Below are 12,235 nucleotides of genomic sequence, written 5' to 3'. Positions count from 1 at the left end.
GGGTGCAGCATGCATCCGGCATTTTCTTTGTTGGTAGATATTTTGTTAGAAGAAATGTTTGCAGGGATAAAATAGAAGGTTTATTTAAGGGGATTCACGAATAGTTTTAGTGATGGATAATGAAACAGAAGGGTGGAAGGTGCTATGAAAAAGGCTTCCGTCAGTGTAATCATAATACTTTTATTCTTTCTGGCATGCTCCAGTGAAGCGGGGCAGAAAGAAGTATGGAGCAAGGATGAAACGTTTGAAGTTGATGGCCGGACTTATTATGGTAAAGAAGGTAAGTTTGCGATTGTAAAGGAAAATGGAAAAGATGACGAGAGTGATTTTCCTGCAGGTCCTCAGGGGAGGTTGTATAGTGTATATTTTTGGGGAGACCTGGAGGGTTTAGTCGGTAAATCATATACATTGACAGCCACCCATGAAAATGCGGACGAAGCCAGGGAATTGTATAGTAAAATGATCGGTAAGAACACAGGTGACCACATTTCCGCTGATGCTGTAAGTGGAGCTAAATTCAGTTTAGGTAAGCCCGGCCTGTGGTTAATGGAAGTATCGGTAGAAGGCGAAAATTTTGCAAGCTTCATTATTGAAGCAGAATGAAAATCCCCCGCTCGTACGGGGGATTGCGGCATAGGAGTATTACCAAAGAAACTCAGTTATAGCCTCGTCAACGTCGGGATGTTCATGCAGTCCGGAGTGTGTGGCTGAAGCATCGAGAAACACTTCCTGATGGTAATTACTTTTTTTCACCAGCTGCTTAATGCCAAGCGCACTGGATACGCTTACCAACCCATCTCCTCCATCATAACTTTTTTGTTTCACGACCTTATCTGCGTTTTCGGTCGTATACTTTCCGTCGATTACCCCGGCGATAGCAAGGACTTCGGTATGGGCAGGAAAGCTATCCTTATTTCCTCTCAACGCCGTCAGTGCTTTCGAATCCACACGTAAATCCGGCAATGCCTCACCGGTATTCATTTCAAAATATTCCTCTTTATCGATTCCTAAGAATGGGCTGCCCATGACCACCAGTTTTTTTACAGTCGGGTACGTGCCGTGGCCCTGGACTAGAAAATTAGCAGATGCTAAACCTCCCATCGAATGGCCCACCATATTCATTTGCTGAATTCCATAATCAGTTTGAAGCTTATTCATTATCTCTTGCAGCCATATGGTTTGTTTATGGAGAGCTGCGCGGTCGTTTTCGAAGATTACCTGGATAAAAGGCTGCTTACTCCCGGAAAAGTTCCCTCTAATGAAAAGCCGGCCTTCAGTAGAGACACGAACGACCATTTCTTTCTTTCCCAATCGGTTGCTCTCGAAGCGGTTTAACATGGTATTAAAGGATCCTGGACCTCCTTTAAACCCGTGCACAAATAAAGTGGGGGTAATTTTGGAATTATCCTGTGAGCCGGTACGAATGGAATGTATAAAAAATGAAACAGATCCGATGATGATGGAAGTCACCAAAATCATTACTATTTTATTTTTGTTGGTATAATTGCTCAACATAGAAGTTCCTCCTGCTGTGTGAAACTGATTTTATTCTAATATAGTTGGTTGTATTTTAAAACGTAAGGGGTGTGAAGCCCACTGCACCTTGGAGAAAGTTTTGCTTTCCTTGAATCGGGTAAACCAAAACTATATCGAATGACAATAACAAGGAGTTGTATTTTATGACTGGCCCAGAATCTCATTTGACAGGCTTTCAAGCCAACCCGAACGAGTTTGACAAATGCAGCAATTGTGGAATATTATTGACCAGTAAACAAGAAGAAAAAGTGAAACTTTGTAAAGAGTGTCAGAAACGTTTAAGTTCCGATGAGAAACGGGATGAAATGGATGCTGAATAAGAATAATATTAACTGAAAAACCTTATCCTATAACGGATGAGGTTTTTTTTAGTTTACAAATCAAGTGAATTACTGGTATAGTTCGATATTGTGCTTTTAATTCGTATAAAAAGGAGTTAACTATGGATAACAAAAATCACGGGCATATTGACTGGCCTGTTTTAATTATAAGTGGTGGAGCGCTACTTATTTTTATTTTATTAGCTTTTATAGATTTAACGATGGTTTCCGAACTGGTAAGCCAAGGCCTTGTCCTTTCCTCTAACTATTTCGGTGCCTTTTGGCAGCTGTTGATGCTTGCGACCTTCTTTGTGGGTCTCTGGCTGGCTTTTTCAAAAAAAGGAAAAATCAAAATGGGTGGATTGGATAAACCTGAAATCGGTTTGTGGAAGTGACTGTCTATTATCATGGCAACTCTACTTGCTGGTGGCGGTGTATTTTGGGCAGCTGCAGAGCCAATGTATCACTTTCTGACAGTACCACCAGTTCACAGTGGAATCGAAGCGGGCACCACAGAAGCCATTAATGCGGCATTAGCACAAAGCTTCATGCACTGGGGCTTTCTTGCCTGGGCAATATTAGGTACGATTAGCGCCGTTGTCATGATGTACGGTCATTATTATAAAGGGATGCCGTTGAAGCCCCGTACGCTCCTCTATCCTATTTTCGGGGAAAAGCTCAGGGACAGCTGGTTCGGCAAGATTATTGATGCCTTTTCGGTCATTGCTGTTGCAGCAGGTACAATTGGCCCAATCGGCTTTCTTGGAGCGCAGGCTAGTTATGGTTTAAACACGATATTCGGCGTTCCGGATACTTTCGGAACCCAGCTATCGATTATTATTGCCGTCGTTACCATCTCTACTATCTCAGCGGTTACTGGTTTATACCGGGGGATTCAATGGTTAAGCAGTTTCAATGTCCGTATGGCGGTTGTTTTGATGCTATTTGTCCTTTTATTTGGTCCTGGCGGCTTTATCATTGATTACTTTATTTCCTCATTTGGTTTTTACGTCCAGGAATTCATTCCGATGAGTACCTTCCGTGCCGATGAAGAGTGGTTATCGTTATGGACGGTATTTTTCTGGGGATGGTTTATCGGTTATGGTCCGATGATGGCGATTTTAGTAAGCCGGATTTCCCGCGGCCGTACGATTAGGGAGATCATCCTTGCGATTTCAATAATGGCTCCGGTGATTTCGGCCTTTTGGTTCACGGTGCTTGGCGGGTCAGGGATTTTCTTTGAGTTAGAAACAGCAGGTTCTGTATCGGAAGCATTGAATGAAGCTGGGAAACGGGCTGCCATGTTCGCGATTACAGAGCAGTTCCCGTTAAGCGAAATTATTTCTCCGCTTTTCCTGCTGCTGACTATTTTATTTGTAGTTACCACCAATGATTCGATGTCCTATACGATTGCTATGGCAGTTACAGGAGAGGGGAATCCTCAAAAGTGGCTTCGGATTTTCTGGTCTGTAGTCATGGGAACGCTGGCAGCTATTTTATTATTCATTGGGGAAGGCGGAGTCGGTGCATTACAATCATTCATTGTCATAACCGCTGTACCAGTTTCCCTCTTATTACTTCCAGTCATCTGGTTAGCACCAAAGGTAGCCGGGGAAATGGCTCGCGATCAAAACTTATAAATTAGAAAATCCCAGCATTCCGGATGCTGGGATTGTTATTTTATTTCTGTTTCAACACCGCGCGGACCGGGCTTCCGTCTGCTTCTGCCATGTTTAAAGGAAAGGCGCTGAGTTCATATTGTCCGGGCTCCACATGATCAAGCACCAATCCTTCCAGAATCAGAACATCATTTTCATATAAGCTGTGGTGAGCTTTCAATTCTTTGCTTGTTTCTGGATCGACGGAAGGAGTGTCAACACCGACCATATCGATGCCGTTTCTATTTAAAAACGGGCCGAGGTCATCCCCGAGGACGGTATAGTTTTCCGGGAAGGCAGCGCGGTCCTTCCAACTGTTGGATTTGAGTAAAAGTTTAGATACTCCGGAAAAATCGATACCTGTTAAATCCTTCGCACCTACTATTGCTTTCCCTTCGATATCAACCACAACGGCCGGGCCATGAAATCTTTCCAGCGGCAGTTCGGCTATTTTCATTCCTTTATCATCATAATGAAATGGAGCGTCAACATGGGTGCCGGTGTGGTTGCTCAATTTTATGCTACCGACATTGACCGATCCTGTTTCTTCCATCGACCACGTTAAATTGTATGCATATTGCTCGTCTCCCGGCCAGGGGGGAGTTTGCTGGTCCAGCAACATGGAAATATCAATGATCTTCATGTTCTAACCTCCTAGGCAATAATCCCACGTTCGTTTTCAAACTTCTTATAGGATTGCTTCTCCATGATTTCTTTTAAGCGCATGACCATCTCTAATACATCTTCATAGGACACATACAGGGCGATTGGCGCAAGCCGTATGACATTCGGTGAGCGGAAATCAGGAATAATGTGTTTTTCTTTTAAAGCTTTACAGATTCTTGCCGCTTCGTCATGTTCCAGGCTGACATGGCCGCCGCGCCGCTCATTTTCACGGGGATTGGCAATCGTAAACCCACAGCCATCCAGTTCTTGTTCGATCAACTTCATCATGAACTCTGTCTGCTGTAGTGATTTTTTGCGAATATTTTCGATTCCTGCTTCTTCAAAAATTTCCAGGGAACCGATTAAAGGCGCGGAGCTTAATATGTGCGGTGTACCGATTTGGAAGGCACCTGCTGTTTCTGCCGGTATCAGGGTGTGACCCATATCGAATTGTTTATCCTTTCGGGAACTGAACCAGCCTGCAAGACCGGGTGCCTGACCTAAATGTTTTTCGTGAACAAAAAGTCCGCCGACACCACCTGGGCCACTGTTCAAATATTTATACGTGCACCATACAGCGAAATCCACTTCCCACTTGTGAAGTTCATGGGGGAGTGCGCCAATCGAATGGGCTAAATCAAATCCGACGATGATCCCTTTTTCATGAGCGGCTTCTGTCAGTTTCTTTATATCCAGGAGCTGTCCGCTGCGGTATAGAACTGAAGGAAGAAGCAGTAAAGCTACATCATCATCCATCAGCTCGATGATTTTGTCTTCATCAAGCGTCCTTCCATCACCGCTTGGCGCTTGAATCAGGTGTTCCTCAGGATCCAGCCCGTGTAGACGGAGCTGGCTTTTTAAAGCATAGATATCGGAAGGAAAGTTCAGGGCATCAGCCAAAATTTTTGTGTTTTTTCCTTTTGGTTTGAAAAAGGTGGCCAGCAGTTGGTGCAGGTTGGTGGTGATGGACCCGGTGTTGATTACTTCTTCTTTTTTTGCCCCGATCAGAGGTGCTGTCATTTCACCGAGCTTTTCGGACATGTAATACCATGGCTGTTCCCCGTCTGTCCATCCTTCGATTGCATGCTGTTTCCAGTCCTCCAGAGAGGTAAGAAGCGTTTGTTCTGCCCGCTTCGATAACAGACCAAGCGAGTTTCCATCCATATATAAAGTTTTTTCTTTTATGTAAAATTCCTTTTTAAAGTGCGCAAGCTTATCCTGTTCATCCAGTTCGATCGCATCTTTACGAGTTATATTTGAATTGTCCATCAAATCGCCTCCTGTATTTATTATAGCTCTTATTTGGAAACGCTCCAATGGAGGGGCTATTTCAACCAAAATAAAAAGGGAGACACATCATGTATCCCCCTTGATCTTGATCAGGCATCTAGTTTTTCTTGTTTTCTTTGGGCGTGTTCTGTCGTCTCCAGTTCTTCATCAGTTGGTGGTGCTGTCTTTTTCACGAAAATCGATAATAGAATACCTATGAAAGACAATACGGTAATCACCAGGAATGCCACATTCACCCCGTGAATATCCGGGTTGGCTACATCAGGCTGCCGTGCTGCATTTTGAGCTGTGGTGGTCATTACTGTGACAAGGATTGCTGTACCGATCGATGCGGCAATTTGGCGCATCGTGTTACTCATAGCAGCACCGTGAGGAATCAACTTGTTTGGCAGTTCATTCAATCCTGCTGTCGTAATAGGCATCATCACCATGGACAGGCCGAGCATCCGAATCGCATACATAACCGTCAAGTAAACGATGGTTGTCGCTGGATTCAGGAAAGAAAGGGCCAGGGAGGCCCCAGTAATCAGGGTCAGACCAACAATTCCCAGTAATCGTGCACCTATCCGATCAAAAATCCGGCCAGTGACAGGTGACATAAACCCTGAAATCAAAGCGCCGGGCAATAGTACAAGCCCGGATTCAAATGCAGTGAAGTCCCGCATATTCTGCATATATAACGGAATCAAAGTTTCCGACCCGATAAGACCCATAAAGGCGATCATAGCAATAATTGTCGTAATGGTAAATGTCCTCAGTTTGAATACGCGGAATTCAAGCATAGGGTGATGCATGCGTAATTGCCGGGTAATGAACAACGTCAGTGTGAGTACGCCGAGTCCCAGAGTTGACATCGTTATCGAGTTGCCCCAGCCATTATTACCTGCGCTGGTAAACCCATAAAGCAGACTGCCAAAACCGATGGAAGACAGGATGATGGATGGGATATCGACTTTCGGGTTCTTAAGCTCGGTAACATTTTTCAAAATAAAATAGGCCACCGCAATAATGATGATGGCAAGCGGTAAGGTTATTAGAAATAATGCGCGCCAGGAATAATGTTCTGTAATCCACCCTGATAAAGCGGGTCCGATCGCTGGTGCAAAGGATATGACGAGTCCAATATACCCCATTGCTGCTCCACGGCGGTTGACAGGAAAAATCAACAAAAACACGGTTTGCATCAGGGGAAGCATTACGCCAGCCCCAGCCGACTGGATGACTCTTCCCGCCAACAGCAGCTGAAAATTGGGGGCAAGTCCGCCTATTATCGTTCCAAAAGTAAAAACACTCATGGCGGCCATGAAAAGTTGTCTGGTGGTAAATCTCTCTATCAAAAAAGCACTGATAGGAATCATGATTCCATTGACAAGCATGAAGACTGTAGTGAGCCACTGTGCTGAGTTGGCTGACACGTTCATTTCATGCATAATCGGAGGAATAGCCGTAATCATAAGTGTTTGGTTAAGAATAGTAATGAACGAACCTGCAAGCAATAATCCAGCCATTAAAACTTTATTATAATTCTGATCCGGCATGTTTCTCCTCCTTTTCAATCTATATTATCTAAACGAGATAGTTTCATAGAACAATTATAAAATTATACTGATTTTGACAGCAGGTGACAAATGAAACGCCCCTCTGAAATGGAAGAGGCAGTACTTGTTGACACCTGCATGTTTTCGATGGGCTCAGTTATGCTACACGACGGATTCATGCATAATCCGGTGTATCCTTACGATAAAGGGTCGCCCATTCTTTTTTACCCATAGAACGGGAGAGATATGTTAATCTAGTGATATTGAAAATATTCAGAAAAAAGGAGCCTTGCTATGGATGCTTCATCACTCAAAGAACTTCAATCTAAAGAAGACATACTGGAAGCTTATCCCGTTATCAAACAGCTGAGAACCCATCTTGATATTTCTACATATGCTCAGTTGGCAGCAGAAGCCAGAGAAAAAGATGGTTATCGGATGTTTGCTTTATATGAAGAAGGAAAAATTGTAGCAGTTGTAGGTTTTGAACCGATGACTACGCTTTATTATGGCCGGTTTGTATGGGTATGTGATTTAGTGACAGATGAAAATAGCCGTTCCCATGGTTATGGGAAAGTATTACTGGATTTTGTCCATGACTGGGCAAAACAGAGGGGATACGAAAGTGTGGCGCTATCTTCTGGATTGCAGCGGACTGACGCACATCGTTTCTACGAAGAAAAGGCGGATTATGACAAAGTAAGTTATGTTTTTAAAAAAAGGATGGAGCTATGATGATACCTATGAATGAAATACGCAATATTTATTGTGTTGGCCGCAATTATGTGAACCATGCCAAAGAACTGAATAATGATGTACCGACTAAGCCGCTTTTATTTTCTAAACCGAACCGGTCCCTGGTAAAAGCTGCTGGAGATGATATCATGCTTCCGGGAGATAAAGGTAAGGTTCATTACGAAGCAGAATTAATCATACGCCTGGGCAAGCCTTACGAAAAAGGGATAAAGGTAAATGAATTGATTGACAGTATGGCGCTTGGACTTGACCTTACCTTGCGCGATGTACAGAGTGAACTAAAGAAGAAAGGACACCCATGGCTGATGGCAAAAGGTTTTCCGAACGCAGCGGTAATCAGTGATTTCATTCCTTTTCCCGGGGAAGAAATATGTAAAGAAAAAGACTTTGCCCTCATGATAAACGGAAAACAAGTTCAGCTTGGAAACATAAAGCAAATGATTTTTGATTTACAGACATTGATCGACTACTGCGGGACGCACTTAGGTACAAGTGAAGGAGATATTATTTTTACTGGCACACCTGAAGGAGTAGGCTCCATAACTGATGGCGATCACATGGAGTTGGTGTGGGATGGCGATTCACTTGGACAATGTACCTTCAAACTGGGTTAGTGGATGGCAATCATGAAAATAAGACATATTGAGATAGCTGATGCTGAAAGATTTCGTAACCTGATGCTGCAAGTGGAAGCCGAGTCGGACTTTATGCTTTATGAGGCTGGCGAAAGAGATATAAGCATCGAACGCCAGAAATCTATGATTAAAAGTATCCAGGCTCAGGAGAACGCTGCCATCTTTCTTGCGGACTTTGATGGGGATCTCGCAGGATATTTGATTGCTGTAGGCGGGAAAGCTAAACGAACGAAGCATTCTGCCTATTTAGTGATCGGAATCAATGCTGACTTTCGCGGCAATGGAATTGGTTCAAAACTTTTTCAAGCGTTGGAAGCATGGGCACAAGAAAAAGGCATCCACCGTCTTGAACTTACTGTTGTCACTCAAAATGAAGCAGCTCTCGGGTTATATAAAAAAGCAGGATTTGAAGTGGAAGGCACCAAGCGGGACTCCTTATTGATTGATGGAGATTATGTTAATGAGTATTATATGGCGAAATTATTGTAGGAGGATTCTGAGGAGTGGATAAAATGAGGCGCCCTAAAATTACAGTGGTTGGAAGTATCAATATGGACTTGACAACTACATTCGATCGTATGCCACAAAAAGGAGAAACGCTGCACGGGACTTCCTTTGCTACCTACCCTGGTGGTAAAGGTTTTAATCAAGCAGTTGCTGCTGCTCGATTCGGCGCTGAAGTTTCTATGATCGGGGCTGTAGGGGGCGATGGGTTTGCTCAATCACTTTCTTTGATTTTAGCAGAAGAAAAAATATCGGCTGCCGGAGTTTGTTCCATAAAAGACATGTCGACAGGTACAGCTACTATTTTATTGACCGAGGGTGATAATCGGATTATTGTTGTTCCTGGTGCGAATGGGAGGGTCACACCTGAACATATAGAAGAGCATCGTAACTTGGTTATTGAAAGTGATATGGTGTTACTTCAATTGGAGATTCCGATGGAGTCTGTGGAAAAAACATCTCAAATTGCGTATGAAGCTGGAGTACCAATTATTTTGAATCCAGCCCCTTCGAAGCAATTGAGCAGTAAGCTGTTAGAAAAGGTTACATATGTAATCCCGAATGAAGCAGAAGCAGCAGACTTGATTGCTGGTAGTACAGACCTGCACGACAAGCTTCTTATCACGAAGGGTAAGCAAGGGGTTATGTTTTATTCTAAAGAAGGGACCGTCCAAATCCCAGGCTATCCAGTTAATCCCGTTGATACAACGGGGGCCGGTGACACGTTTTGTGGCATATTGAGTACTTGCCTGGCTCGTGGGGACAATCTGGAGGAGGCGTGCAAGATCGCCAATGCTGGTTCTGCCTTATCAGTAACAAAATCGGGAGCACAGGGGGGCATGCCTACAGAGCAAGCAGTCCTAGAGTTCATCAGAGAAAAGGAATCGTAAATAGGTAGTCCCTTCTAGCTCTAGATTTCAAAATGGATTAAATACTAGACAAGACAGTAGGTATACAAGACAGATCTGTTGATTTTCAAGACAATAATTGAGTTTACTCGACAATTTCCAAAGTTTATTAGACACTTTGGAAATTTTACTAGACATTTTATAAAATTTACTGGACAGGCAAGGATTTTTCTAGACAACTAGGTTGAGAAATGCCCCCGATGATTAATCATCGAGGGCATTTTTTGAACTTTCATATCAGACCATTTTTCACAAGCACACCTTTTATGGTGGCATAAGTATAAGCGTTATCCAGCGCTTCTCGCAACGCCTTCAAGCCCTCATCCTTTTCCAACGTTTCGCGTGCGCGCATAACCTCTGCTTCAACTGCCTCATCAAACCATTGCTCCCAGTCAAAATCATACCCTTCTCCTGCTGCTTTGAACAGGTGGTTTTCAATTGTGATTTCGCTCATACCGCGGTCACGGGCAATGGCTTCCAAATCTTTGCCGTCTTCTTTCCATAATCGGTAAGAAATCATGTAGCTTGGTAATTTATCCTGCTCGGATTTCTTTTGGAAAATCGGAGTCGGTCCTTTGACGGCTTTACTGGCAGGCAGCTTTTCTTTCCAAGGTTCGATGGCAGCAAGGAAAGTTTCTCCATATTGTTCGTATTTCCTTTCCCCGACACCTTTGATTGCCAGCATGTCTGTCTTTGATGCAGGAAAATATCGTGCAAAATCCTTAAGCGTAGCGTCTGAAAAAATGACGTATGGCGGAAGGTCATGCTTGTCAGCAATTTCTTTCCGCAAATGACGCAAGGAATCAAACAACTCCTGGTGGTAGTCCACAGGGGTCTGTTGCGCTGCTTTCTCAATTTTCATCCACACCTGTTTCTCGCCTTTTAATACATCGACTGCTTTTGGTGTCAGCTGTAAAGTCGGGAACTTTCCCTGTCCCGGATTCAACAGGTCTTCTGCCGTCAAAAAATGAATGAAGCTGGTCAGTTCTTTTTCCTTATATTGAGACATCAACCCATAGGTGCTCAGACGCTCGAAACCGAATTCTTTCACCTTCTGATCAGCGGACCCGCGCAGCACTTTGGCAGTCAGGCCAGCTCCGAAACGTTCTCCCATACGTTTGACGCAGGATAAAACCATCTGGGCTTCCTTTGTCATATCTTCCCGTTCTCCATCATACAAGCAGTTGGAGCAGCGCCCGCACGGTTCACTTCCTGTCGGATCATGGAAGTAATCGAGGATATACTGCTGCAGGCAGTGGTGGGTATGGCAATAGTTCACCATGGACTGCAGTTTTTCGTACTCTTTAGACTTTTTATCTTCCGGTAAGGTTGACTGCTCGATCATATACTTCTGCAAGTTGACGTCCTGACCGGAGAATAACAGGATGCATTCACTCGGTTCACCATCTCTCCCAGCACGGCCTGCTTCCTGATAATACGATTCGATATTCATCGGCATCGAATAATGGATGACGTAGCGGACGTTCGACTTGTCGATCCCCATGCCGAACGCGTTCGTTGCAACCATGATCAGCGTTTCATCCTGAATGAAGCTGTTCTGGGCTTGTTTTCGATCGTCTTCCGTAAGGCCGGCATGGTATTTTCCTGCCTGGAATCCTTTTTTTAGTAAATACTGATGAATGAAGTCGACATCTTTCCGGGTGGCTGCATAAATGATTCCGGACTCACTCTTTCGCCTGGTGGCATAATCCAGTAAAAAGTCCCGTTTATCCTGTCCTTTAATCAAGCGGAAGGAGAGATTATCACGGGCAAAACCTGTGTTGATGACAGAGTTTTCCGGCACATGAAGCAGCTCCTGGATATCGTGGATGACTTCTTTGGTCGCAGTGGCTGTCAATGCCATCATGGTCGGAAGGTTGTTTAGCTTTTTCAATAACGGAACGATAGAGCGGTAACTAGGCCGGAAATCGTGACCCCATTGTGAGATACAATGCGCTTCATCGAAAGCAATCAGTGCTAATGGAATCGATTGAATCGCATAAAAGAAATTCGAGGAATCGAACCGTTCTGGTGCAACATACACGAATTGATAACGGCCGCGTTTCATATCACGCACACGTTCCTGCTGTTCTTCCATGCTCAGGGAGCTATTGATATAAGTTGCTGCCACTCCCATCGAGGTAAGGGCATCCACCTGGTCTTTCATCAAAGAAATGAGCGGTGAAATGATAATGGCTGTGCCCGGTTGTACAAGGCCTGGTATTTGATAGCAAATGGATTTCCCACCGCCTGTCGGCATCACAGCTAACGTATTGTTTCCTTGTAATATTTGAGAAATCGCATCTTCCTGACCTGGCCGGAAGGAAGGGTAGCCGAAATATTCTTGTAATTTTTCTCTTGCTTGTACTAGCATCATCTATCATCCTTTATAAATCCTTCATTAATGGTACCATGTTTAATACA

General features: G+C 44.0%; 11 protein-coding genes and 1 pseudogene. 7 read left to right on the top strand and 5 right to left on the bottom strand.

Annotated features, from left to right (window positions below; all coding sequences use genetic code 11):
* Positions 1–144: 144 nt before the first annotated feature.
* A complete protein-coding gene (locus P855_RS0114325) occupies positions 145–603 on the top strand; it encodes a hypothetical protein (RefSeq protein ID WP_028784214.1) in 459 nt (152 codons plus the stop codon).
* A gap of 39 nt (positions 604–642) precedes the next feature.
* Here P855_RS0114325 and P855_RS21075 read toward each other — a convergent pair whose 3' ends face one another.
* Positions 643–1,515, bottom strand: a complete 873-nt coding sequence (locus tag P855_RS21075) for an alpha/beta fold hydrolase (RefSeq protein WP_037986086.1) — start codon at positions 1,513–1,515, stop codon at positions 643–645.
* A 164-nt stretch (positions 1,516–1,679) separates the two neighbouring features.
* Here P855_RS21075 and P855_RS22415 point away from each other — a divergent pair, with 164 nt between their 5' ends.
* Together P855_RS22415 and P855_RS21070 are read left to right on the top strand one after the other, a co-directional pair.
* Positions 1,680–1,856 carry a hypothetical protein gene (locus P855_RS22415; protein WP_200865958.1) on the top strand — a complete coding sequence of 59 codons (177 nt, stop codon included), beginning with the start codon at positions 1,680–1,682 and terminating at the stop codon, positions 1,854–1,856.
* Positions 1,857–1,978: 122 nt separating this feature from the next.
* Positions 1,979–3,496: pseudogene (locus P855_RS21070) on the top strand (BCCT family transporter).
* 40 nt (positions 3,497–3,536) lie between these two features.
* Here the strand turns inward: P855_RS21070 and kynB are convergent.
* The 3 genes from kynB to P855_RS0114295 form a co-directional block, all read right to left on the bottom strand.
* Positions 3,537–4,157: an arylformamidase gene (gene kynB, locus P855_RS0114305; RefSeq protein ID WP_028784212.1), complete on the bottom strand. Its 621-nt coding sequence runs from the start codon at positions 4,155–4,157 to the stop codon at positions 3,537–3,539.
* Between the two features lie 11 nt (positions 4,158–4,168).
* On the bottom strand, positions 4,169–5,449 hold the full coding sequence (kynU, locus tag P855_RS0114300) for a kynureninase (RefSeq protein ID WP_028784211.1): 1,281 nt from the start codon (positions 5,447–5,449) through the stop codon (positions 4,169–4,171).
* 110 nt (positions 5,450–5,559) lie between these two features.
* A complete protein-coding gene (locus tag P855_RS0114295) occupies positions 5,560–7,008 on the bottom strand; it encodes an MDR family MFS transporter (protein ID WP_028784210.1) in 1,449 nt (482 codons plus the stop codon).
* Between the two features lie 294 nt (positions 7,009–7,302).
* Here P855_RS0114295 and P855_RS0114290 point away from each other — a divergent pair, with 294 nt between their 5' ends.
* The 4 genes from P855_RS0114290 to rbsK are packed head-to-tail and all read left to right on the top strand — an operon-like array spanning position 7,303 to position 9,793.
* A complete protein-coding gene (locus P855_RS0114290) occupies positions 7,303–7,743 on the top strand; it encodes a GNAT family N-acetyltransferase (protein ID WP_028784209.1) in 441 nt (146 codons plus the stop codon).
* The gene (locus P855_RS0114285; protein ID WP_235062652.1) at positions 7,740–8,378 is read left to right on the top strand and encodes a fumarylacetoacetate hydrolase family protein; all 639 of its coding nucleotides are present in this window, start codon (positions 7,740–7,742) and stop codon (positions 8,376–8,378) included. The genes P855_RS0114290 and P855_RS0114285 overlap by 4 nt, the downstream gene beginning before the upstream one ends.
* 12 nt (positions 8,379–8,390) lie before the next feature.
* The gene (locus P855_RS0114280; RefSeq protein WP_028784207.1) at positions 8,391–8,888 is read left to right on the top strand and encodes a GNAT family N-acetyltransferase; all 498 of its coding nucleotides are present in this window, start codon (positions 8,391–8,393) and stop codon (positions 8,886–8,888) included.
* Positions 8,889–8,911: 23 nt separating this feature from the next.
* Positions 8,912–9,793: a ribokinase gene (gene rbsK, locus P855_RS0114275; protein ID WP_028784206.1), complete on the top strand. Its 882-nt coding sequence runs from the start codon at positions 8,912–8,914 to the stop codon at positions 9,791–9,793.
* A gap of 250 nt (positions 9,794–10,043) precedes the next feature.
* Here rbsK and recQ read toward each other — a convergent pair whose 3' ends face one another.
* Positions 10,044–12,185, bottom strand: coding sequence for a DNA helicase RecQ (gene recQ / locus P855_RS0114270; RefSeq protein WP_028784205.1), 2,142 nt, complete (start codon positions 12,183–12,185; stop codon positions 10,044–10,046).
* Positions 12,186–12,235: the final 50 nt, after the last annotated feature.

This window comes from Thalassobacillus devorans MSP14 (genome assembly GCF_000496835.1).
GTDB lineage: Bacteria > Bacillota > Bacilli > Bacillales > Halobacillaceae > Thalassobacillus > Thalassobacillus devorans_B.
The sequence above is the reverse complement of the archived record's forward strand: the minus strand, read 5'-3'. Positions and strand labels throughout refer to the sequence as shown.